General features: G+C 68.5%; 19 protein-coding genes. 8 read left to right on the top strand and 11 right to left on the bottom strand.

Annotation, left to right across the window (positions count from 1 at the left end):
- Positions 1–106: 106 nt before the first annotated feature.
- From ACFU5M_RS17585 to ACFU5M_RS17575, 3 genes are read left to right on the top strand one after another with little or no spacing between them, the layout of a single operon-like run.
- On the top strand, positions 107–313 hold the full coding sequence (locus tag ACFU5M_RS17585; protein ID WP_379050066.1) for a heavy-metal-associated domain-containing protein: 207 nt from the start codon (positions 107–109) through the stop codon (positions 311–313).
- Positions 314–329: 16 nt separating this feature from the next.
- Positions 330–1,265 (top strand): hypothetical protein, encoded by a 936-nt coding sequence (locus tag ACFU5M_RS17580; RefSeq protein WP_379050063.1) that lies wholly within the window; start codon positions 330–332, stop codon positions 1,263–1,265.
- Between the two features lie 37 nt (positions 1,266–1,302).
- Positions 1,303–3,552, top strand: coding sequence for a heavy metal translocating P-type ATPase (locus tag ACFU5M_RS17575; protein WP_379050060.1), 2,250 nt, complete (start codon positions 1,303–1,305; stop codon positions 3,550–3,552).
- A gap of 266 nt (positions 3,553–3,818) precedes the next feature.
- Here the strand turns inward: ACFU5M_RS17575 and ACFU5M_RS17570 are convergent, their stop codons facing one another.
- Both ACFU5M_RS17570 and ACFU5M_RS17565 read right to left on the bottom strand, forming a co-directional pair.
- Positions 3,819–4,163, bottom strand: a complete 345-nt coding sequence (locus tag ACFU5M_RS17570; protein WP_379050057.1) for a hypothetical protein — start codon at positions 4,161–4,163, stop codon at positions 3,819–3,821.
- Positions 4,164–4,268: 105 nt separating this feature from the next.
- Entirely contained in the window at positions 4,269–5,132 is an 864-nt protein-coding gene (locus ACFU5M_RS17565) for an NAD(P)H-binding protein (RefSeq protein ID WP_379050054.1), read from the bottom strand.
- A 93-nt stretch (positions 5,133–5,225) separates the two neighbouring features.
- Here ACFU5M_RS17565 and ACFU5M_RS17560 point away from each other — a divergent pair, with 93 nt between their 5' ends.
- Entirely contained in the window at positions 5,226–6,044 is an 819-nt protein-coding gene (locus ACFU5M_RS17560; RefSeq protein WP_379050083.1) for a helix-turn-helix domain-containing protein, read from the top strand.
- Between the two features lie 1,219 nt (positions 6,045–7,263).
- On the top strand, positions 7,264–8,376 hold the full coding sequence (locus ACFU5M_RS17555) for a helix-turn-helix domain-containing protein (protein ID WP_379050052.1): 1,113 nt from the start codon (positions 7,264–7,266) through the stop codon (positions 8,374–8,376).
- Between the two features lie 71 nt (positions 8,377–8,447).
- On the opposite strand, the gene ACFU5M_RS17550 is transcribed toward ACFU5M_RS17555, so the two are convergent.
- The 3 genes from ACFU5M_RS17550 to ACFU5M_RS17540 all read right to left on the bottom strand — a co-directional run bounded on the left by ACFU5M_RS17550 (position 8,448) and on the right by ACFU5M_RS17540 (position 11,303).
- Positions 8,448–9,632 (bottom strand): glycosyltransferase, encoded by a 1,185-nt coding sequence (locus tag ACFU5M_RS17550; RefSeq protein ID WP_379050049.1) that lies wholly within the window; start codon positions 9,630–9,632, stop codon positions 8,448–8,450.
- Positions 9,633–9,798: 166 nt separating this feature from the next.
- The gene (locus ACFU5M_RS17545) at positions 9,799–10,542 is read right to left on the bottom strand and encodes a lysophospholipid acyltransferase family protein (protein WP_379050046.1); all 744 of its coding nucleotides are present in this window, start codon (positions 10,540–10,542) and stop codon (positions 9,799–9,801) included.
- Positions 10,543–10,553: 11 nt separating this feature from the next.
- Entirely contained in the window at positions 10,554–11,303 is a 750-nt protein-coding gene (locus ACFU5M_RS17540) for a lysophospholipid acyltransferase family protein (protein WP_379050043.1), read from the bottom strand.
- 197 nt (positions 11,304–11,500) lie between these two features.
- Between ACFU5M_RS17540 and ACFU5M_RS17535 the strand changes: the two genes are divergently transcribed.
- Positions 11,501–12,346: a hypothetical protein gene (locus tag ACFU5M_RS17535; RefSeq protein ID WP_379050040.1), complete on the top strand. Its 846-nt coding sequence runs from the start codon at positions 11,501–11,503 to the stop codon at positions 12,344–12,346.
- A gap of 42 nt (positions 12,347–12,388) precedes the next feature.
- On the top strand, positions 12,389–13,927 hold the full coding sequence (locus ACFU5M_RS17530; RefSeq protein ID WP_379050038.1) for a Rieske 2Fe-2S domain-containing protein: 1,539 nt from the start codon (positions 12,389–12,391) through the stop codon (positions 13,925–13,927).
- 55 nt (positions 13,928–13,982) lie between these two features.
- Here ACFU5M_RS17530 and ACFU5M_RS17525 read toward each other — a convergent pair whose 3' ends face one another.
- The 6 genes from ACFU5M_RS17525 to serS form a co-directional block, all read right to left on the bottom strand.
- Complete coding sequence (locus ACFU5M_RS17525; protein WP_379050035.1) at positions 13,983–14,324, bottom strand: calmodulin; 342 nt, start codon at positions 14,322–14,324, stop codon at positions 13,983–13,985.
- A 166-nt stretch (positions 14,325–14,490) separates the two neighbouring features.
- Entirely contained in the window at positions 14,491–15,516 is a 1,026-nt protein-coding gene (locus tag ACFU5M_RS17520) for a TlpA family protein disulfide reductase (RefSeq protein WP_379050034.1), read from the bottom strand.
- A gap of 55 nt (positions 15,517–15,571) precedes the next feature.
- Positions 15,572–16,525, bottom strand: a complete 954-nt coding sequence (locus tag ACFU5M_RS17515) for a DMT family transporter (RefSeq protein ID WP_379050032.1) — start codon at positions 16,523–16,525, stop codon at positions 15,572–15,574.
- A gap of 78 nt (positions 16,526–16,603) precedes the next feature.
- Positions 16,604–18,178: an MFS transporter gene (locus ACFU5M_RS17510; protein ID WP_379050030.1), complete on the bottom strand. Its 1,575-nt coding sequence runs from the start codon at positions 18,176–18,178 to the stop codon at positions 16,604–16,606.
- Between the two features lie 144 nt (positions 18,179–18,322).
- Complete coding sequence (locus ACFU5M_RS17505) at positions 18,323–20,116, bottom strand: putative bifunctional diguanylate cyclase/phosphodiesterase (protein ID WP_379050080.1); 1,794 nt, start codon at positions 20,114–20,116, stop codon at positions 18,323–18,325.
- Between the two features lie 169 nt (positions 20,117–20,285).
- The gene (gene serS, locus ACFU5M_RS17500; protein ID WP_379050027.1) at positions 20,286–21,548 is read right to left on the bottom strand and encodes a serine--tRNA ligase; all 1,263 of its coding nucleotides are present in this window, start codon (positions 21,546–21,548) and stop codon (positions 20,286–20,288) included.
- Positions 21,549–21,640: 92 nt separating this feature from the next.
- Between serS and ACFU5M_RS17495 the strand changes: the two genes are divergently transcribed.
- Complete coding sequence (locus ACFU5M_RS17495; RefSeq protein WP_379050025.1) at positions 21,641–23,341, top strand: aldehyde dehydrogenase family protein; 1,701 nt, start codon at positions 21,641–21,643, stop codon at positions 23,339–23,341.
- Positions 23,342–23,414 lie beyond the last annotated feature (73 nt).

Below are 23,414 nucleotides of genomic sequence, written 5' to 3'. Positions count from 1 at the left end.
CCGCAACCGATTGCGGACCGGGCTTCCTGCTGTGCCGGGCTTGACATCTCAATACCCTAGGGGGGTAGGGTAGAGATGTAAGCAGCACAGCATGAGGAGAACGACCATGAGCACCAGCACCGTGACCGTCACCGGCATGACCTGCGGCGGTTGCGCCGCCTCGGTCCGCACCGAGATCGGCCGTATCTCCGGCGTCGATTCCGTCGCCGTCGACCTTGCCGACGGCCTGGTGACCGTCCGGAGCGCGACCCCGATCGAGCGCACCGAGCTGAGCGCGGCCGTGGCCCGCGCCGGCTACACGGTCACCGACTGACGGACGGAGCACTCCGATGAACGCATCCACCAAGTTCGGCGGCTTCGCACTCGGCCTCGCGGCGGTCTTCGGGATCGCCCTCGCGGCCGGTTCGCTCATCGGGCCGGAGCCCGACGCCCATGACTCGACCGCACACACCGCCGACCAGGGCGAAGCTCCCTTACTACCTGGAGGAATGATGGCAACCGACCGCGGCTACACCTTGCGGCTGGACAACGCCCAGACCACCGCCGCGGCGAACGTACCGCTGCGCTTCACGATCCTCGACCGCGACGGAAAAGCCGTCACCCGCTACGTGCGCAGCCACGATAAGGACCTGCACTTGATCGTCGTGCGCCGCGATATGGCCGCCTTCCAGCACGTGCACCCGATACTCGACGGCAACGGAACGTGGAGCGTCCCGCTCGACCTCACCCGCGCGGGTGACTACCGGGTGTTCGCCGACTTCACCCCTGCGGGCGGCGACAACCTGACACTCGGCGCCGACCTGCGGGTAGCGGGCGTCTACGACCCCCAGAAGCTGCCCGCGGCGACTTCCACCACCACCGTGGGCGACTACACCGTCACACTGAACGGCGCTGTCGTCCCGGGCCGGGCTTCGCAGGTAACGCTGTCGGTGCGCCGGGCAGGCGAACCAGTCACCGATTTGCAGCCCTACCTCGATGCTTACGGCCACCTGGTGGCCCTGCGCGCCGCTGACCTCGGCTATCTGCACGTCCATCCGGAAGGCCACCCCGGCGACGGCGTGACCGCGGCCGGCCCGGGCATCACCTTCGCCGTCACTGCGCCGAGCGCGGGCGACTACCGCCTGTTCCTGGACTTCCAGCACGAGGGCGTGGTCCGCACCGCCGAATTCACCCTGACCGTCGCGCCGTACACCCCCGCCGCGGACGCCTCGACGCACAACGAACACACTGGTCAGCAGCCGGCGCCGGACGGCCACGCGCACTGACCCGACGACCGTCCGCGCACAGAATGGAGCACCCACGATGACCACCGCGACACAACCGCCGCCCGCCGGGCAGGTCGAACTCGTGATCGGTGGAATGACCTGCGCGTCCTGCGCGGCCCGGATCGAGAAGAAGCTCAACAAGCTCGACGGCGTCACCGCGACCGTCAACTACGCCACCGAGAAGGCCCGGGTCGAGGTCACCGGTGACGTCTCACCGGACGAGCTGATCGCCACCGTCGAACAGGCCGGTTACACCGCGGCCCTGCCCGCCCAGCCGGAGCGGTCGGAGGAGGCCGAGACCGAGGACGATCCCGCCGCCGCCCTGCGCACCCGCCTGCTGGTGTCGCTGGCGCTGTCGGTGCCGGTGATCGCCATGGCGATGATTCCGGCGTTGCAGTTCACCAACTGGCAATGGCTGTCGCTGACCCTGGCCGCCCCTGTGGTGGTATGGGGCGCGCTGCCGTTCCACCGCGCGGCGTGGACCAACCTGCGCCACGGCACCGCGACCATGGACACCTTGGTCTCGATGGGGACGCTGGCCGCGCTGGGCTGGTCGCTGTATGCCCTGTTCTGGGGCACCGCGGGCACGCCGGGCATGACGCATCCGTTCGAGTTCACCATCTCGCGGATGGACGGCACCGGCAGCATCTATCTCGAGGCCGCGGCGGGCGTCACCACGTTCATACTGGCCGGACGCTTCTTCGAGGCGCGCGCCAAGCGGCGTGCGGGCGCTGCGCTGCGCGCCCTGCTCGAGCTGGGCGCCAAAGAGGTTTCGGTGCTGCGCGACGGAACCGAGCAGCGTATTCCGGTGGAGCAGCTGACGGTCGGCGACCGGTTCGTCGTGCGGCCCGGCGAGAAGATCGCCACCGACGGCATCGTGACGGAAGGTTCCTCGGCCGTCGACGCCTCGATGCTCACCGGCGAGTCGGTGCCGGTCGAGGTCGGCAAGGATGACGCCGTGGTCGGCGCGACCGTCAACGTCGGCGGACGGATCGTGGTGCGTGCCACCAGGATCGGTTCCGATACCCAGCTGGCGCAGATGGCGAAGCTGGTCGAGGACGCGCAGACCGGCAAGGCGCAGGCCCAGCGGCTGGCCGACCGGATATCGGGGATCTTCGTGCCGATCGTGATCGCGCTGTCGGTCGCGACGCTCGGTTTCTGGCTCGGCACCGGCGGATCGGTGGCCGCGGCCTTCACCGCGGCGGTGGCGGTGCTGATCATCGCCTGCCCGTGCGCGCTCGGGCTGGCCACGCCGACCGCGCTGATGGTCGGTACAGGGCGCGGCGCGCAGTTGGGCATCCTGATCAAGGGCCCCGAGGTGCTGGAATCGACCCGGCGGGTGGACACGATCGTGCTGGACAAGACCGGCACCGTCACGGCGGGCAAGATGACACTGCTCGATGTCGTCCCCGCCGAAGGCGAGCAGGTCGCCAGGATTCTGGAACTGGCCGGAGCGCTGGAGGATTCCTCCGAACATCCGGTCGCTCAGGCTGTCGCCAAGGGCGCCCGCGAGCAGGTGGGCGAGCTCAAGCCGGTCGAGGACTTCGCGAACGTCGAGGGCCTGGGTGTGCAGGGCATGGTGGACGGCCACGCGGTGCTCGTCGGCCGCGCCCGGCTGCTCGCCGACTGGTCGCAGCACCTCGACGACGACCTGACGCAGGCGATGCGCGCGGCCGAAGCCGAAGGCAAAACCGCCGTCGCGGTGGGCTGGGACGGCAAGGCACGCGGCGTCCTCGTGGTGGCCGACGCGGTGAAACCGACCTCGGCCGAGGCGATTTCCCAACTGCGCGCCCTCGGCCTCACCCCGATCATGCTGACCGGCGACAACCGAGCCGCCGCCGACGCGATCGCCGCGCAAGTCGGCATCGACGAGGTGATCGCGGAAGTGCTGCCGCAGGACAAGGTCGACACCGTCAAGCGGCTGCAATCCGAGGGCAAAGTGGTGGCGATGGTGGGCGACGGCGTGAACGACGCCGCGGCGCTGGCCCAGGCCGACTTGGGCCTGGCCATGGGCACCGGCACCGACGTGGCCATCGAAGCGGGCGATCTGACCCTCGTGCGCGGCGATCTGCGGGCGGCGGCGGACGCGATCCGGCTGTCCCGCCGCACCCTCGCGACCATCAAGGGCAATCTGTTCTGGGCCTTCGCCTACAACGTGGCCGCGATTCCGCTGGCCATGGCGGGCCTGCTGAATCCGATGCTCGCGGGCGCCGCGATGGCGTTCTCCTCGGTCTTCGTGGTCAGCAACAGCCTGCGGCTGCGCGGCTTCCGCTCGACCGCGAACTGACGAAAACACCGGACGGGACGGCACGCGTAGTGTCGTCCCGTCCGGGCATCCGCCAGGAGGTCTCCATGTCGGCAATCACCGAAGGCGCGGCGCGAGCCGCGCGGCATCCGGCGGCGCGAGCGGCGGCCAGGTGTCTCGCCGCGTGCCTGCTCGCGGCCACTGCCCGAGTTCTACGCCCGAGCGCCGCGGATTCCGGCAAAGCATGCGCATAACGCCATGGGTGAGCGTACCCCTGGCACACCGGAATTCGAAATCGGATCGCGCGCTCAGCCGCGCAGCGTGGTGACCGTGACCAGGGAGGGCTGGGTGAACATCCCGTACACCTCGATCGATACGCCGCCGGTCGGGGTTTCGCTGGCCCAGCGGGCGTGCTCGGTGATGCCCTCGCCGAGCAAGGCTTTCGCTCCGGGCGACCAAGCGACGGCCACCTGGCTCAGCGCCGGTCCGAGGTTCAGGTTCGCGATCGCCGCGGATTCACCGTTGTCGAAGTAGACCTCCGTGCCACCGGGGAAAGGGTTCACCGCGACCGCGGACGCACTCGCGCCACCGAACGCGGCGGCCGATCCACCCGCTACGACCGCTACCAAGACCGTCATGACCCGTTGACGCATCCGAATTTCCTTTTCGTGTAAGCACACCGGCCGTCCGGCCGGTCATGTCACCCTTGCCGAGCAGGCACCGTTCGGCAATTCGATGTGGCGCTGATCACAGGTAGCCTACGACGTGTGCTCGCCGGCCACGAACGTACCGGCGTAATCGGTAGCCCATTCGGCAAAACTTCGGACACGTCCGAGAATTCGGGCCACATCGTCGGTGACGATCGCATTGTGTCCCGCGCGCACATATGCCTGCCCGGCCAGCGCACCGTCGGCGAATTCGGCGGACATTCCGGACGCGAGCATATGTGCCCTCGCTTCGGTTTCGGGAATATCGGTCACGTCCACGGGGTGGCCGGTGACAGTGGCCAAAGTGGCGGCCAGGTCGTGCGTGGTGAGCAATTCCGGCCCGGTGAGGGTGTAGATCTGTCCCGCGTGATCGACGGAGGTCAGCGCCTCGACCGCCACCCCGGCGACGTCACGGGGATCGATGACGCCTTGCGCCGCGTCACCGGTCATGTTCGGCACCGGCAGCCCGGCACGGATCGCGGGGGCCCAGCTCAGGGTATTGGAGGCGAACGAGCTGGGTCGCAGAATGGTCCAGTCGACGCCGCTCTCGCGCGCGGCCTGCTCACCGGGCAGATGCCAGGTTCCCACCCGGCCGAGGCCGGTATCGCCGGTGCCGATCGCGGAAAGTTTGACGATCCTGCCGACTCCCGCGTCCCGCGCTGTCGCGATCAGCGCACGGTCGGCCTCCACATACTCCGGACCCAGCACACCGACGATGAACGCGGCCTGCGCACCCGCCATCGCCTTCGCCATGGACGCGAGGTCGGTGTAGTCGCCGCGTACCACGTCGACGCCCGCGGGAACCTCGGCCCGGTCCGGGTCACGAGTGACGGCACGGATCGCGGATGCGCGCATGCTGAGCTGCCGGACGATTTCGCTGCCGATGGTGCCGGTCGCACCGGTGATCACGATCATGGGACCACCGTGCCGGGTATACCCGCAGGTCTCTAGGAAATTCCGGCACACCTACGGAGGCCGCGGCTACCTACAGTGGATGCGGTGACCACCATGCTGCGCCCGCCCGTCGTGACCGCCGAGCTGGTCGAGGCGTCCGAGCCCGCGCCGGAGTCGCTGCGCCCGTGGCTGGCCGAACTCGGCCGCATCCCGACCGTGCTCGACCTGTCCGAGCCGTTCGCGCACATTCCGCAGACGGCGACCACGATCGTGCTGCGGGCCGAGCACGGGGATGCCGGTGACGACCGTGTCGCGCTCGTCGTCGGACCGCAGACCAGAGCGAGCTACTCGCGCGCGAGCAAACCCGCGGGCTGTGTTCGCCTGCGGCTGGCGCCGGGTGCGGTCCCCGCGCTGCTCGGCGTCTCGGCGGCCGACCTCACCGATCGCGTGCTGCGACTGGACGACCTACCCGGTCCGGTCGCGCGACTGGCCGCCGATCTGATCGACCTCGCGCACGACGAGGTCGTGCCCTACCTGGAGAACGAGTTGCCGCGCCGCATTCCCGACGATCCGGCCCAGGAGGCCCACCGCAGATTGCTCACCACCGCCGTAGCCGCCATCGCCGCCGACCATCCCCTCTCCGTCGCCGAGCTGGCCACGCACCTCTCGGTGAGCGAACGACAGCTCCGTAACCTTTTCACCAGCGGAATCGGCGTCTCCCCCAAGCACTTCGCGCGCATCGACCGCGTCCGCCGAGTCTTGTCCCAGGCCGAAGACACACCATTGGCCGACATCGCCACCGGCACGGGCTACTACGACCAGTCCCACATGACGGCCGATTTCCGCAGCCTGATGGGCGTCCCACCTGCCTCCTTCCTCCGAGGTGAGCTGCCCACTCCTTCCCCGTGCCGCGCCCTCACCCGTCTCCGCTGATCGACGTTCCGTCAGCCGAACCCCTGCCCTCCCCCAGCCGCCACCACGAACGCTCGCAATACAGGCGTTCGCAAGGGAGACGGGGCAAACCCTCCGCACCGTCCGGGAGGATTTCGACCGCGTCTGGGTAATGGGTGTGCCGCCATTCCCGCGCGAACGTCATCGCTGCCGTGACGCACGCGGCGAAATCCATCCGCAGGCCATGTAGGAACACACTCACGTGAACGTCGTCCGAGGGATTCATGGAGCGATCGCCGCACATCATGCACCTGATCCCGAAGTTGTGAAATCGTCTCGACCCCCTGCGTCGTTCATTCCGGCGCGGCGAAAGTATCGGTAGTCCTCGCGGCTGACAATCACCGCCGCGACGAGCGTGGCGCAGGACAAAAAGTCGCAGGCGTAGTGCAATTCGACTGCTTTCCTCGCGTTTTCGGGGTCGGAGACCGCCCAGTGCGGGTTGTCATGCGCTCGCCGGGACCGCCACTCGTCGACACGGGGGATCCGACGGGCGCCCGAGTCGTCATCCGGCATGAGTCATTCCCGACCTACGCCGAGTGCGCGGCATCTGGTCCGCCCACGCCCGGACGGCTTCGACGACGGCTGCGCCGGACGGACGGAAGCTATTGCGCGGCGGCACTATCCAACGCCTGATCGCTCCGACCGACGCGGTGGGCGACGGCAGCGCGATCGTCGCTCCGGATCGCGCGACTGCCACGTCGTGCCGGAACAATTCCGCGAACAACCGCACGTCATCGGGCAGGTCCGGCCGGATGAGGAACGTCCATCGGCCCGAACGTGGATGCGCCACAATCGGTCCGAGCGGAACTCCCCTGTTCTGCATATGCGCCTTCACTGCCTGCCCCAAACGAGCGGGCATGGTCATCGCCCACACCGATCCGGCCCGCATGACGATCCGCCCGAGTTCCGGCGGGTCGACCACGGCGGGCAGATCGCACTCCCGCCGATAGAACAGGCAGCGCGATCGGGGCGTATCCCCACACGTTTCCATCTTTAACCCCCACTGTCAGTCGAAGACGTTCGGTCGTTTACTCGGTTCGGCCGGGCCGCTCGATCAGCCCAGCCGGTCCGAGGCCGGGAATTGGCCTCCGGGCACAAACGCCGCTACCGGGTGCTACGGAGTAGTCTCGAATGAAAGGCGCAGGTGGGGTTTCGATTTGCTGTCCACAAGGATCCACAGAATCGGGAGTGCGTTGGTTCGATGGAGAATCCCGGATCTCTGCTCAGGGACGCCCGGCGAAGCCGAGGGGTCAGCCTGGCCGCACTCGCGGTGAAGACGAACTACAGCAAGTCGTTGCTCGGGATGCTGGAAAACGGGCAGCGCACTGTGAAGCAAGAGCACATCATCGGCTACTCCCGCGCTCTGAATATCCCGGTGAACGCCCTCATGGCACCGTCGCCGGACCCGGTCCGCGTCGCACACGAATGGTTGGTGTCAGACCGGGCACCCAGGACGCACGCCTCCGCCGGTCGGAAGGTCGGCGATTCGCTGGCGACCGAGATGGAACAGCGCGTAATCGAACTGCGGCACCTGGACGACAGCATCGGCGGCGGCGAATTGTTTCCGCTGGTTGTGCGCGAGTTCGAAAGCGCGCGAAACGTCATCACGGAATGCAGCTATTCCGAACGAGTGGGCAAGCGACTGTTGATCGTCGCCGGTGAGCTCGCACAACTCGCCGGCTGGGTGGCGAGCGACGCAGGCAGGTACGACGACGCACAACGTCTGTATCTGAGTGGCGCGGCGGCGGCCGACGATGCCGGAGACCGCGTCTTGACGGCGCAGCTTCTGTCCTGCCTGAGCTACCAGATCGCCAACGTCGGCAACCCCGGCGAGGCAGCGCTGCTGGCTCGCACCGCAGTCAAGGGAGCAACCCACGCGCCTCCGATAGTGCGGTCCTTGCTCACAGATCGCTTGGCATGGGCATGCGCACGTTCGCGCGACCGCGACGAAGCGGAGCGCGCACTCGATGCGGTGGACGAGGCGTACGAGTGCCGCTCCCCTGACATTCCCGAGCCCGAATGGGTGTATTGGTTGGACCGCACGGAAATCGACGTGATGGCAGGGCGATGCTTCGTCGAAATGGACGAGCCCGCAAAGGCAAGCCTGCTGCTGTCGGGCGCGATCGACCAACTCTCCCCCGACCGAGTCCGTGAAGTAGCCCTGTATCGCACCTGGCTCGCGGAGTCGTACCTGAAGACCCGCAACCTGGACGCGGCACGCGCCACCATCCGGGAGGCGAAGACCGCAGCCGAAACCGCGCACTCGGCACGCCTCGACCGTCGCATTTCCGAAATCCAAGGAATGCTGGCCTGAGCACCCATGAGCAATCGACGCGACTACTACCCGATGACCACACGCCTTACACCACCGCGTGCGGGCGGGTCTCAACCGGTCGCGTCGATCAGCAGTTTCGCAGCCACCGTCGCCCCGTCGGAGCGGATCATGCCGGCCACTACGTTCGCGCGCTCGCGGGTGGTTGAGGCCAATGCGATGTCGAGAGCGGCAGACAATGACGCTGTGCTGGGATCCGCGTCCTCGCATGCCGCGCCGATGCCGAGATCGACCACCCTGCGCGCCCAGTACGGCTGGTCCATCATCTGGGGTACCACCACTTGCGGCGTGCCGGCCCGGGCGGCGGCCGTCGTCGTGCCCGCGCCGCCGTGGTGGATGACGGTGGCGACCCGGGCGAACAGCGCTTGATGATTGACGTCACCGATGGCCATGCAGTCGGCGAAGTCGTCGATCAAGGCCAGCTCGGCCCAACCACGAGAAAGGAGCACACGGCGGTTACGCGCGCGAATCGCTTCGATCGCCGTCCGGGCGATGCCGGGGCGCATCGGCATACTGCCGAACCCGACGTACACCGGTGCTGTGCCCGCGTCCAAGAACGCCGACAGCGCGGCGGGCAAGGGACGTTCGTCGGGCACGATCCAGGCGCCGGTCTGCACGACGTCCAGACCCGGCGATTGCGACCATGGACCCAGAACCGGGTCCGCGGCCAGCCATGGGCTCTCGGTGATCACGTGGTCGCGTACATCGGCTACCGGCGGTAGGCCGAGCGCTGCCCGGCCGGAGTTGAGCGCGAGGCCGAACTCCGCGTTCCAACCGTGGGTATCGATTTCCCACAGCAGCTGGTTGCCGATCCCGTCCGGTGCGGGTCGATCGCCCGGCAACGGCATCGGTGGATGGTGTGGCGAGGGCAGAGTGGTCGGCTGGTAGCTCACGTACTGGTAGTGGCTGCCCAGCTGCTCGGCGACGGACCGGGCCGCGAATTGCGTCACGCCGGTCGCTACTACGACGTCGCATCCTGCGGCCGCTGTGGAGATCGTGCCGAACTGAATCGCGGGCCAGTCGGTTACGTACTGCGACAGCTCGGCCCGCGACAGTCTTCCGGCTCGCGAGGCGGTCTTCAGCGGCTCCAGCGGCAGGCCGAGGTCAGCGCAACGCGGGGCGATGTCCGGTGGCGCGCACACCTGCACGTGGGCTCCGAATTCCCGCAACCGCACGGCGAGGCCCAACATCGGCTCGATGTCGCCGCGCGACCCGCTCGCCGTCAGCAGCACCCTCAAGTCGTCACCGACGCTCGACTGATCCACCCGGCCTGAACGAGGTCATCGATGCCGCCCATACCGACCATCATCGAGCCGAACCACCCCCTGCGACGCCACCGCCGTTCCCACTCCGGAGAACTTCCCGGTCACCGCCGCGCTCTGCTGATCTGCGGCGAGCGTCGTTTCAACGCGCCTTCGCCCGCCGCCGCCGCTCCATCTCCTCCCGCTCCAGCACAGCCGCCTCCGCAAGGGTCGGGGCGGTCCCGCCGAGTCGCGCGGGCACCCAGCGCGCACCCTTGTCCATCGGGTAGTCCTGTTGCGCGCGGTCCAGTAGTTCGCTCATCCGGGTGCGGAGGGTGGCCGTCAGTTCCTCCGTCGGTGCGTCGGGGGGTATGGGTGCGCCGATGCGGATGTCGATCGGGAAATGATGACGGCCCAGCTGTCTCGGGATGTCTTTGGTCCAGATCCGATGCGCGCCCCAGATGATCAGGGGAACGATCGGGACGCCGGCTTCCACGGCCATGCGCGCCGCGCCGGACTTGAATTCCTTCAGCTCGAAGCTGCGGCTGATCGTCGCCTCGGGGTAGACCACCACCAGTTCGCCGTCGCGCAGCGCGGTCACCGCGTGGGCGTACGACTCGGCTCCCGCCGTGCGATCGACGCCGATCGCCTTGCAGCGCTTCATGAGGAAGCCGACGATGCCGTGCTCGAGTTCGGCTTTCATCATGAACCGGACGTTGCGGCCGGACTTCCGCCCGACCAGTCCGACCTCCATGAAATCGAGGTAGGCCGTGTGATTCACGGCCAGCACCGCGCCGCCGGAGCGCGGAATGTGCTCCTGTCCTCCGACATCGAAGCGCAGACCCTGTGCGAAGAAGATGGCGCGGGCCAAGCCGGTGAGGACGTCGTAGACCGGTTCCCGCGCCATAACAGCTCCCGTTACTGCCCCGCCGCGTTCTTGCGCGCGGCCTTGGCCTCGGCTTCGGCGGCATCCATCGCGTCCGCCTCTTCCAGGGTAGGAGCGCTGCCGCCGAGCCGCGCCGGGACCCAGTACGCGCCCGGCTCGTGCACGTAGTCCTTCTGCAGATCCAGCAGCATGTCCTGCATGGTCGAGCGCAACTCGGCGGTGAGTTCGGCGGCGGGCTCGTACGGCTGGATCGGTTCGCCGACCGCGATCGAGATGGGCGTGTTGGTACGGCCGAGGCGCTTCGGGAAACCCTTGGTCCAGACTCGCTGCGCTCCCCAGATGACGATCGGGATGATCGGCACCTCCGCCTCGATGGCCATGCGTGCCGCGCCGGACTTGAATTCCTTGATCTCGAAACTGCGGCTGATCGTCGCCTCGGGGTACACGCCGACCAGCTCGCCCCGGCGCAGGTATTCCACAGCGGCCTTGTAGGAGTCGGCGCCCGCCGAACGGTTCACTGGGATGTGCTTGAGCGCACGCATGATCGGGCCGGAGATCTTGTTGTCGAAGACGTCTTTCTTGGCCATGAACCGGACGTAGCGCTTCGGGGTGCGCACCGGCAGGCCCGCGTAGGTGAAGTCCATGTAGCCGGTGTGGTTCACCGCCAGCACGGCGCCACCTCGGGCGGGGATGTGTTCATCGCCCTTGACGGTGAACTTCAGACCTTCGACGAAGAAGACGGTACGGGCCAGCCCGATGATCGTCCGGTAGACGGGTTCCACAAGTCCGCTAGCGTAGTCGCTGCTCGTCCCCATCGGCAGTGCGCGCCACCGCGCGCCGCACCGGAGCGAGGACGCACGAGCAGTCCCGACCACACGCCTGAGAGAAGAGGATCGCCGAAGTGGAACGCGCCCGATCGGCACCGCGCGAGTACGACCGCAGTGCAGCACGCGAGCGGAATCGGGCCTCGGGTGGGCGAGTGACCCGCGCCGCGCTGGTCGGCGGCTCGGTCCTGCTCGCAGCGATCGCGCTGTCCGGTTGCGACTCGGTCGTCGGCATTCCGGAGGAGAGCGCGCCGCAGGCGGCGGTGCGCACGACGCTCCCGGCCGCCGTCGCGGCCACGCCGCCACCCAGCACCTCCGCCCTGCCACCGGTCCCCGCGGACGCTCCGCCGGTCGGCGTGGTCGCCGGGCTGCCCGCCGCCGCCCCGGTGATGCAGCGCTGGGCCGCCGACCTGCGCTCGCACACCGTCGCCGAGATGCAGGACAAGTGCTGGACCATCGCGCCGAAGAACGTGGCCGACATGTACGCAGACCAGCAAGCTGTCCTCACCGCCTTGGCCCAGCCGGGCACGACCACCGAAGACGCCGTCGTCTGGAAGAGCCAGGACACCACGGTCGCCGTCCAGCGCGCCGAGATCGCGAGCGGTTACGCCTGCCCACGCGTCGCCGCGGAGGGCGCGGAGATCGCCTACAACGACGCCGATGCCCGCCACACCGTGCGCCGGTACCTGTCCCGGTTCGTCGGCACACCGCTCGACCCTGCCGACAAGGAGGGCGACTACCCTCTGATCTGTAAGGCGTCCCCGGCGACCTGGGACCCCAAAGGCACCGGGCGTCCGAGCGTCGCGCCGCTGGCCAACAACCAGGGCGTGCTCACCGGGGTCACCGAGTTCGCCGACCAGCAGATCCGGTCGGAGCAGGTGAACACCGACTACATCGCGGTGCTCGTACCGGTGACCAACTCCTCCGGTGTGACGCAGACCCGCACCTTCACCTTGCACTCCGGGCCGGACGGCTACTGCATCGGCGACATCTCGCCGTAACTACTACCCTGGTTGGCTGGTAAACAGCAGGAGGAGCAGCTAGTGCAGATCACCAGCGTCGGACACGCCGGATTCCACATCCGCACCGCGGCCGGGTCGATCCTTTGCGATCCCTGGGTGAACCCCGCGTACTTCGGTTCCTGGTTCCCCTTCCCCGACAACACCGGGCTGGACTGGGACGAGCTGGGCGCGTGCGACTTCCTGTACGTCTCGCACCTGCACCGCGACCATTTCGACGCTCAGACGCTGACCGAGCACGTCAACAAGGACGCGACCGTCCTGCTGCCGGACTACCCCGTGCCGGACCTGCGGCGCGAGCTCGAACAACTCGGCTTCCACAAGTTCTTCGAGACCGAGGACTCGGTCAAGCACACGGTGACCGGCCCCGGCGGGGATCTGGACATCATGATCATCGCCCTGCGCGCGCCCGCCGACGGTCCGATCGGCGACTCCGGGCTGGTCGTCTCCGACGGCTCGACCACCTGCTTCAACATGAACGACGCCCGGCCGGTCGACATGGACGTGCTGCACGACGCGTTCGGCCACGTCGACATCCACCTGCTGCAGTACTCGGGCGCGATCTGGTACCCGATGGTCTACGACATCCCGGCCCGCACCAAGTCGAACTTCGGCAAGCAGAAGCGTCAGCGCGGCATGGACCGCGCGCGTAGCTACATCGAGCAGGTCGCCGCGACCTGGGTGGTGCCTTCGGCCGGTCCGCCGGTGTTCCTGGACGACGAGTTGCGCTACCTCAACGACGATCGCGGTGACGAGGGCAACATCTTCCCCGACCAGAAGGTGTTCCTGGAACAGATGGAGATCCACGGCAACGCCGGCGGCATCCTGATGATCCCCGGTTCGGTCGCCGACGTGCGCGGCGCCGAGCTGACGTTGACCCATCCCAGCGACCCCGCCGAGATCTACGACAACAAGGCCGAGTACATCGAGCGGATGGCCCGGCGCCTGGCGCCGGTGCTGGAGGCCGAGAAAGCGACCTGGGAACGCGGCGACGGCTCCCTGCTGGAACCGCTGCGCAAGCTGTTCGAGCCGATCATGGCGCAGAGCGACGTGATCTGCGACGGCATCGGCTACCCGGTCGGGCTGGTGATCGGGGAGGAAACCGTCGTGCTGGACTTCCCCAAGCGCACGGTGCGCGAGCCGATCGAGGGCGAGGGCCGCTACCGCTACGGTTTCCGCATCGCCCCGGAACTGGTGCGCACAGTGCTGCGCGACCGGGAGCCCGACTGGGTGAACACCATCTTCCTGTCCACCCGGTTCCAGGCCTGGCGGATCGGCGGGTACAACGAGTTCCTCTACACGTTCTTCAAGTGCCTCACCGACGAGCGGATCGCCTACGCCGACGGCTGGTTCGCCGAGGCGCACGACGATTCCGCCTCCACCGAGCTCAGCGGCTGGGAGGTGCAGCGGCGCTGCCCGCACCTGAAGGCGGACCTGTCGAAGTTCGGTGTAGTGGAAGGCAACACGCTCACCTGCAACCTGCACGGCTGGCAGTGGGACCTGGAGTCGGGACGGTGCAAGACCTCCAAGGGGCACGAACTGCGCTCACGCAAGCTGGACTGACCGCGACTTCCGGCCGGCGCGTCCACGCCGGCCGGAAGCAGTTGCCAACTAATTGCTATCGGTCGGCAACCTCACGGGTCAGCTTCGACGACCACGGGCACCACATACAGCCGGGCAGGAACGCGCCGCACGCCTCGTCCAAGTGGTCGTTGACGTACATGATGCTGGCGTCGCAGACCTCGATCGCCATGGTGAAGAAGGTGATGGTGTCAGGGTCCAGGTGGAAGTCCCAGCCCGGGTTGTAGGGCGCCGGAAGCTTCCGGATCCGGCCCATGACGTGCACAGACATCTGCTCGTCACCCGACAGGATGCGGCGGGCTTCGTCGATCCGCTGTTGATTGTTCAGCTGGATGATGAACTCTTTGCCCGAGTAATCGGTGAACGCGAAGAGCGCCATGTGTTTCCCCTCTTGTCGATGGGTCCTCTGGTCGATGGATGGCGAACTCGCACCGGTGCGACTCGATCCTATCGGCGGAATCCAGTCGATTTGCTGAGAATTCGCTAACCAGTGCATAACCAGATGCCAGTCGGTCTCGGAGGCGGAAAAGAGGTACGCCCCGAAACTAACGGGAGGCCCCGGCCGGGATCCGATCGCGCGCTGGCACGCGCGGCGCTTTTCGCACTGCGCTGATCAACTCGCGAATCGCGATACCGCCTCTGGCCACCGGCGCTGCGACACGCCCCTCGGAGTCGATCAGCACGGCGGACGGCGTACCGCGCACCCGGTAACGCAAGGCTGCTTCGTTGCCCTGCTGCACGAGCGCTGGTATGTCACCCAACCCGTGTTCGAAACCCCAGGCGGCTTGCTCGGCGGCGTCGCCGTTGCCGACCGCCACGATGGCCAGGGCGTCACCCGTCCGCGCCCGCCAGCGGGGCAATTCGCGGGCCAGCGCCGCGCACAGTTCGCAGCCCGGGTGCACGAAGACCAGCAGGACCGACTTCGCTCCGGTCAGCAGATCCTCGAGCGTGGTCTTCGCTCCCTGCGGGTCGAACAGTTCGAACTCCGGCGCTACCGCGCCCACCGGCAAGCCCTCGGCGCCCAGCGTGGACAGCGCCTGCTCGTCCACACGCCTGCGCAGAGCACGCAGCTGCCCCGCCAACCACACCAGCACCGCGACCAGCGCGGCCACCACCGCGCAGCCGATCGCGTTATCGGCGGGCAGGTCCATCGGCACGCGCGGATGCGTCTGCGCGCCGATACCGGCCAAGACGGCGAGCACTGCGAAAAGACCGTTGCGCATCAAAATCTTCGGCCCGATCGGCGTCGCGCTCGCAGCGCCGAAGCAGGAACAGGAGGGATGCTCGCCACGCCGCAGCAAGCGCACGATCACCGCCGTGAACACGGCGAGCAACAACAGCGTCGCCAGCGCGGCCGGGCCGGAAACCCACGGAAGCAGCACGCCCACCGCGATGATCGCCTCGGTGATCGACAGCCCCGAGGCCACCGCGGGCACCCAGCGCAGCGGCACCCCGAAATCCCCCACCGCCTGCCGCGTCGCGCTCCGATCCGCCAGCTTGCCCCACGCCGACAACCCGAACACGACACTCAGCCCGAGCCGCGAAACCCACACCCCGTATTCGATCAGCATGAGCGCACCATCCCACACTCATGCGCTTCGAGTATGAATGGCGCGGCGAGTGTCCTCAGGACTGCGATCGAGTGGCGATGGCGACCGCGACCAGAGTCAGCGCACAACCGATGACTGCGGTGACGGACAGGCCCGCGCTGGTCGGGGTGAGCACGTCGAGGATCACGGAGACCAGCAACTGTCCCGCCACGGAGGTGAGCCCGAGCAGAAGGACGCCGATCCAGCGAACCGTCAGCGCGGCCAGAGCGATGAAAGCGACCCCGATGAATCCGCCGAGGTACAGCCAAGGCTCGGTCGGGAATTCGGCCGGTCCGCCGGAAGACGCGACGATCACGGCCTCGATGACGAGCAGCGCGGCCAGACCGGCGCAGAAATTCACCATGGCCGCCGAGAGCGACCCGCCGACGACGCCCACCTTGCCGTTCACCGCCTGCTGCCAAGCCAGCCCGATGCCCGCCAGCGCCGGTAGCACGATCAGCAAAGCGGTAGGCGTGCCGCGCAGCGCATCGGGCACCGAGAGCCCACCGGAGGCGTGAGTGTGCCCGAAGCCCGCGACGAGCACCGCGGCCACGCCGAGCGCCGCACCCACCAGGCGCACCGTGGTGACCGGCGTGCGTCCGCTCGGGCCGAGGCCGAGCCGATCCACCACCAGACTGCTGAGCAACTGCCCCGCGACCGCCGCCACGGTGAACGCGGTGACCCCGATCGCCGCGACGGTCAGCCCCTGGCACGCGACGAAGAACGCACCGCACAGCCCGCCGAGCAACTGCCAAGGCCGCAGCGCGCCGTCCGACAACGCCCGCCGTACCCGCCGCCCGCCCTCCCGCAGCCGCCCGCTGACCGCGAAGGCCACCACGAGCACCACGAACCCCGCCCCGAAACTGACCACCGCCGCGGCAACCCCATCCTCCAGCCGCGCCCCCAACGCCCCATTGATCCGAGCCTGCACCGCCACCCCCGCACCGATCCCGAACCCGAAAACCAGCCCCGCCCTCGCCTCCGCACTCACCTTCCGCACGCTACCCAACCGCGAGTGGCACATGGTCGCGGCATTTCCCGAGAAGCGCTCTCGATGGTGTGCCACTCGTCAGTCGGCGCGGGGCGGGAGCCAGCGGGGGGTGAGGGTGGCTAGGGCGAGGATGGAGGCGCCGAGGAGGGCTAGGAGGGTGGATATGGAAAAACGGAGCGTGACCAGCGCGGCGAAGGCGAAGACCGCTAGGGCTATCACCTCACCCAAGAGCCCGGAGACCGAGGTGACCGTCGCGCGGGCAGGGCCCTCGATCGCGTCTTGGAGGCGAGCGCCCGCGACGATCCCCGCGTTGTAGACGATGCCGTAGGACACGCCGATCGACGCGAAACCGAGGCCGGTCAGCAGGTAGATCGCGTCCGGACGACCGGTCGCGAGGCCGGCGATCAGCGCGCCGCCGAGGAACAGCACGCCCGCGACGCCCACCGCGATCGACATCGTGCGGCCCGACATTCCCTCGGTACGTCCGGCCAGCACGGAACCGGTCAGCGAGCCGAGCACGGTCAGCCCGACCAGCAGCGGCACCACGGCTGTCGAGACGCCCGATTCCGCTGCCAGCAGTGCGAAATACTCGTCGAACGCCGTGATCCCGAACAGCAGCGCTTCCAGCAGCACGCCGTGGCGCACCACCCGCACGCGGACCGCCTCGCCCACACCGGCCTTCAGCATGGTGAGGTATCGCGCGAACGGACGGGGTTGCGCCGCATCGTCTTCCGTCCCGGTTCGCGGGGAAAGTTCCCTCCTCGGGCGATCCGTCGAGCCGGCCTCCGGCGGGTTCGCGTGATCCACGGAAGACTTCCCGAGAGCGCGAGCATGGGTAGCGCCGAACGGAGCGGCAGCCGATACCGCGACGATCTCCGGTCTCCGACCACCCTTGACGTAATTCCCGGTGAACGCCGCCTCGTCTTTTTCGTCGCGACCGCCGGACACCGAGACGGAACCACGTCCGTCCGCATCCGCGCCGGGCGCCCTACCGAGCGAGTCGCCCACGGAGTCGAAGAGGGACGTGTCGTCCCCCGCTGCCGGGTCGTCGGCCGACGTAGAAGTCCGCGCGGAGGATGCCGGCTCTTCCTCGTCCAGATCGTCGATGTCGGCGGCCGACACCGCCTTGGGCGCGGTGGGCAGCGAGAGCGCGATCAACGTGTGCACGGCCGCGACGGCAACGCTGGACCAGCCGACCACGGCATAGCCGCCGTAGAGATACAGGGGTGTCGCGGCGACGATCGCGATGACGACGGCCGCTTCCGCGCCGGCGCGGGTGTAGCCGAGGATGCGCGGGTACGCCGACGATTCACCCCGGGCGGCGAGGTCGTCGTACAGCAGCGCCTCGAAGGTGCCGGAGGCCAGCGCCCCCGAGGTTCCCCACAGCACGAATCCGGCGGCGAAACCCGCGAACGAGGGCGCCACCGTCCACAGGGCGAATCCTGCCGTCAGCAAGACGCCGCTGAGCACGAGCAGACCCCGCCGCGACACCGTATCGGCCCACGCACCGGAGGGCACCTCGAGCAGAAACGAAGTGGCCGACCAGATGGCGAACAGCAAAGAGATCTGCCCCGTGCTCATGCCGTGGTCGGCGAACAGCAGGGCATACAGCGCGTACAGCGGAATCAGTTCACCGATGCTCTTGAAGAGCACCACCCGAACCGTCAGCGAGCGCAGGCCGAGGGTACGTGCGCCACCCGCCCGAGGGGCGCGCAGCGATTCAGCGAATCAATAGGCGTAGACAAGCAACCGCATGCCGATCAGCATGCTCACCCTCGGCCCGTACGGTCAAGCGATTTACGGCAGCGGTACCCAGCCGTTGGCGGGTACCGAGTCCCCGTCGCCCAGTTCCCGGTCGGTGACGCCATGGCCGATCCGGCCTTTGTTCTCGTTGAGGTCGCTGATCAGCTCCGATACCGGATGCGAATCGCTGTAGTGGTAGCCCTGCGCGAGCGCGAAGCCGAGTTCGGTGAGCACAGCGGCTTGGTACTCGGTCTCCACACCCTCGGCGATCACCTGCAGATCCAGCGCACTGGAGAGGGCGGCGATCACGCCGAGCAAGGGCGGCGCGGGCGAATCGGAGCGGATCGCGGCGACGAAGGATTGATCGACCTTGAGAATGTCGCTGGGCAGGGTGGCCAGCCTGCTGAGCGAGGAGTAGCCGGTGCCGAAGTCGTCGATGGCGATGCGCACGCCCCGGTCGCGCAGCACGTGCAGGTTCTCGATCGCGGTCTGTGATTCGGCGGCCAGCTCGCTCTCGGTGACCTCGAGCACCAGTTGATCGGCGGGCCATCCGGTACTGGCGAGGATGCCCGCCACCCGGTCGGCGTAGCCCGCCTCGGCCAGCTCCAGCCCGCTGACGTTCACATTCAGCGTCAGATCCAGCTGGGCGAAGGTTTCCTGCAACCGCGCGGCATCCGCGCAGGCCCGGCGCAGCACCAGCTCGTCCAGGTCGGCGATGAGGTCGTACTCCTCGGCGACGCGGATCAGGCCCTCGGTGGTGACGTCCGGCTGCGCGCTGGACGACCAGCGCAGCAGCGCCTCCACGCCGACCGCCTTGCCGCCGCCTTCGGTCAGGCTGACGATCGGTTGGTAGTGCACGTCGAGGGCGCCACGATCGATCGCCTCGCGCAGCTCCACCGCCAGCGGCAACTGCCGGGAGGACTCCAGCACCGTCCGGTTGCGTCCGGCCTGCTTGGCCCGGTACAGGCCGACGTCGGCGCGGCTGACCAGCAGCGACCCGGACTCGCCCGGCTGCCAGGAGGTGACACCGGCCGAACAGCCTGTGGTCACCGCCGCGCGCAGCTGTTCGGTGAGCAGTATCGCGGCCTGCTCGGTCGTGTTCGGCAGCAGCAAGGCGAACGCGTCGCCGCCGTAGCGTGCCAAGCGCTGATCGGGAGCCAGCAGTTTCGACCAGGTGTCGGCCACCCGTTGCAAAACCGCGTCACCGGCGCGATGACCGAGATGGTCGTTGATCTTCTGGAAGCGGTCCAGGTCGACCAGCACCAGCGCGAGCCCGTGCCCGGACCTGGTGGCCTGCTGGATCGCGGTGTTCAGCGCCCGGTCGAAGCCGCGCCGGTTGAGCAGGCCGGTGAGCACGTCGATGTCGGCCTCGGACGCCATCCTGGTCAGGATCCCGACCACGACGCCCACTCCGAAAGTCACGCCTGCCGGGATCAGGCCAGACCACCACGGCAGTCCGGGAGTCACCGGCCGCGCGGGCAGCACCCACAAGCACAGCGCCAGTGCGAACGCGATATGGGCGGCGGCTTGCGACCAGGCGAAGAACAGGGCGGCATCGCAGGCGATGAACACGTAGAACGCCGCGAGGCTGATCGCCCCCACCGTGTTCGGGAACGAGTGCACCGCGATCGTCACCAGCACCGTCGCGATCGCGACATACACGTGGTGGATCGAGTGCGGCAGCCGCGGTCCCCACGCGAGCAGCGTGAGACCGAGCACCAGCGCTACCGCTGCTGCCCCGCCGACCAGCGGCCGATTACCCTCGTCACCAGGGGCGATGGCGGTGATCAACAGACCGAGCACCCCGCCCATGACGTAGAACGCCCCGGTGGTCCGAGCCATGACCATAGCCGTCGCCAGCGCAGACGCGGCCCGCACCCGGGTTCGGGTATCGCCGCGAGACCCGATTCCTCGCACGACGAACAGCCTATCCACAAGGAATCCCGCCGGTTGCCACATCCCGGGAATCCGACATGGCGAACCAGTAGCTATTCATCTGAACGTCGTTCGCACGTTGTCAGTTCGACCGTCGAAGCACGTCGGTCCCGACGAACGGGATGAGGGCGGACGGAACCCGGACCGACCCGTCGGCTTGCTGATGGTTCTCCAGGAGGGCCACGATCCAGCGAGTGGTCGCGAGGGTGCCGTTCAAGGTGGCGGCGATCTGCGGCCGACCGTTCTCGTCTCGATAGCGCACAGCCAGCCGCCGCGCCTGGTACGTGGTGCAGTTGGAGGTCGAGGTGAGCTCGCGGTAGGTCTGCTGCGTGGGCACCCACGCCTCGCAGTCGAACTTGCGCGCGGCAGAGCTGCCGAGATCACCGGCCGCGACGTCGATCACCCGGTAGGGCACCTCGATCGCCGCGAGCATCTCCTGTTCCCAGGCCAGCAGGCGCTGGTGTTCGGCGTCGGCTCGGTCGGGCGTGGTGAAGACGAACATCTCCACCTTGTCGAACTGGTGCACCCGGATGATGCCGCGGGTGTCCTTGCCGTAGCTGCCCGCCTCCCTGCGGAAACACGACGACCAGCCCGCATACCGCTTGGGCCCGCCGCTCAAGTCGAGGATCTCGTCGGAGTGGTAGCCCGCCAACGGCACCTCCGAGGTGCCGACCAGGTAGAGGTCGTCGTCGGCGAGGTGGTAGACCTCGGCCGAGTGCTGGCCGAGGAACCCCGTGCCCGCCATGACCTCCGGGCGCACCAGCACCGGCGGAATCATCATGGTGAAGCCGTTGGCCACGGCCTTCTGCACGGCCAGCTGCAGCAGCCCCAGCTGCAGCAGCGCGCCGTAGCCGGTCAGGAAGTAGAACCGGGCGCCGGAGACCTTCGCGCCGCGCTCCATGTCGATCAAGCCGAGCGACTCGCCGAGTTCGAGGTGGTCCTTCGGCTCGAAGTCGAATTCGGTAGGTGTACCGACGGTTTGGAGAACGACGTAATCGTCCTCGCCGCCCGCGGGCGCGCCCTGCTGCACCACGTTGGAGATGGCGCGGTGCGCCGCGTCCAGGTCCGCGTCGGCGGCGTGCTGCGCGGCCTCGGCCTCCTTGACCTTGACCGACATCTCCGACGCCTGCGCGAGCAGCGCGGAACGCTCCTCCTTGCTCGCCTTGCCGATCAGCTTGCCCATCGCCTTGTGCTCGGCGCGCAGATTGTCCGCGGTGGCCACCGCGGCACGCCGCGCCGCGTCCGCCTCGAGCAGCGCGTCGACGAGAGCGGGGTCTTCGCCGCGGGCGCGCTGCGAGGCGCGGACCGCATCGGGGTCGTCCCGCAGGAATCGGAGGTCGATCATGGGCCACCAGCCTAGTAGTCGCTGCGCCGATCTTTCACGCCGATATCCCAGGATGCGGTACATCCACGCGAGATCGCGCGCATAGTGGGCTTGTGGGCACTCCGTTCGACGAGACAGCCATCGACAACGCGCTGGCCGACCTCACCGCGGGCGAGAAAGCGTGGGCCGCGACCTCGCTGCGCCGCCGCCGCGAGCTGCTCGACGAGATTCACGCCCGGACGGCCCGCTTCGCGGAGGACTGGGTGCGAGCCGCGTGTGTCGTCAAAGATCTCGCCCCGGATTCCCCGCTGGTCGGCGAGGAATGGATGTCCGGCCCGCTCACCATGCTGCAAGCCACGTCCGCGTTGTCGGCGACCCTCGCCGCGCTGGAGTCCGGGCGCAGCCCACTGACCGGCATCACGTTGCGCGAGGCGCCGGGCGGACGGGTCGCGGTGCCGGTATTCCCGCTCGGCGTCTACGACCGGCTGCTGCTCAACGGTTTCAGCGGTTCGGTGTGGCTGCGACCCGGCGTCGACGCGGAGACCGCCCGCAGGCGAGCCGGACTCGGCCAGCTGGATCCCACCGCGACGAACGGGATCGGCGCCGTACTCGGCGCGGGCAACATCACCTCGATTCCGCCGCTGGACGCGCTGTACGAGCTGTACGCGCACAACCGGGTGGTCGCGTTGAAGCTCAACCCGATCACCGACCCGCTGTTCACGGCGTTCGAGATGGTCTTCGAACCGCTGCTGGAGCTCGGCGTACTGCGGATTCTCACCGGTGGCGCACAGCAGGGCGGGTACCTGGTGGGTCATCCCGATGTCGCGCACGTGCACATGACCGGCAGCGCGCGGACCCACGACGCCATCGTGTGGGGTCCCGGCACGGAGGGCATGCAGCGGAAGAAGGACAACCGGCCATTGCTGGACAAGCCGATCACCAGCGAACTGGGTGGCGTCTCGCCGACCATCGTGGTGCCCGGCGACTGGTCCGACGCCGATCTGCGCTACCAGGCCGAGCACGTGGCGACGCAACGGCTGCACAACGGCGGCTACAACTGCGTGGCCGCGCAGGCAGTGGTGATCGGCGCGGAATGGGACCGCAAGGACCGATTCCTCGCCGAGCTGCGCCTGGCCATGGAGCGGGCGCCACAGCGCACGGCGTACTACCCGGGCAGCGACGCGCGTGTCGCCGACGCGCTGGCCTCGTATCCGGAGGCCGAGCGTCTCGGCGCGGGGCGGGTGCTGGTCGACGGATTGCCGCCCACCGCCACACCACTGCTGCGCACGGAATACTTCTCCCCCGTGCTCGGCGTGGTCGAGCTGCCCTACGCGGGCGGCGAGTTCCTGCAACGCGCGGTCGACTTCGCCAACGCCGAGCTGACCGGGACGCTCGGCGCGAACGTGATCGCCCATCCGACGAGCATCCGCAGGCTCGGCGTCGCCTTCGACCGCGCGATCGAGCGGCTGCGCTACGGCGCGATCGCGGTGAACACCTGGACCGGGCTGGCCTTCCTCGCCCCGCGGGCCGCCTGGGGAGCCTTCCCCGGGCACACCCTCGACGACGTGCAGAGCGGCATCGGCGTGGTGCACAACGCGCTGCTGCTCGACGACGTGGAGCGCACCGTGGTGCGCGGCCCGTTCCGGCCCGCGCCGCGCTCATTGCTGGGCGGCGAACTCGCCCTCTCCCCGAAGCCGCCGTGGTTCGTCGGCAACGCCACCGCCGCGACCACCGGGCGCAGGCTCACCGAGTTCTACGCCGACGCCAACCCCGCCCGGCTGCCCGGCGTCTTCCTGTCGGCCCTGCGCGGCTGAACCACCTGCGCCTCGTGCCGCGCCGATCGGGGCAGGTCGTGGCACCACGGCACGGACGCTGCCATGATGGACC

Origin of the sequence: Nocardia sp. NPDC057455, from assembly GCF_042802775.1 — a bacterium.
GTDB lineage: Bacteria > Actinomycetota > Actinomycetes > Mycobacteriales > Mycobacteriaceae > Nocardia.
Note: the sequence above shows the minus strand (reverse complement) of the source record. Positions and strands in the feature narration are given on the sequence as shown.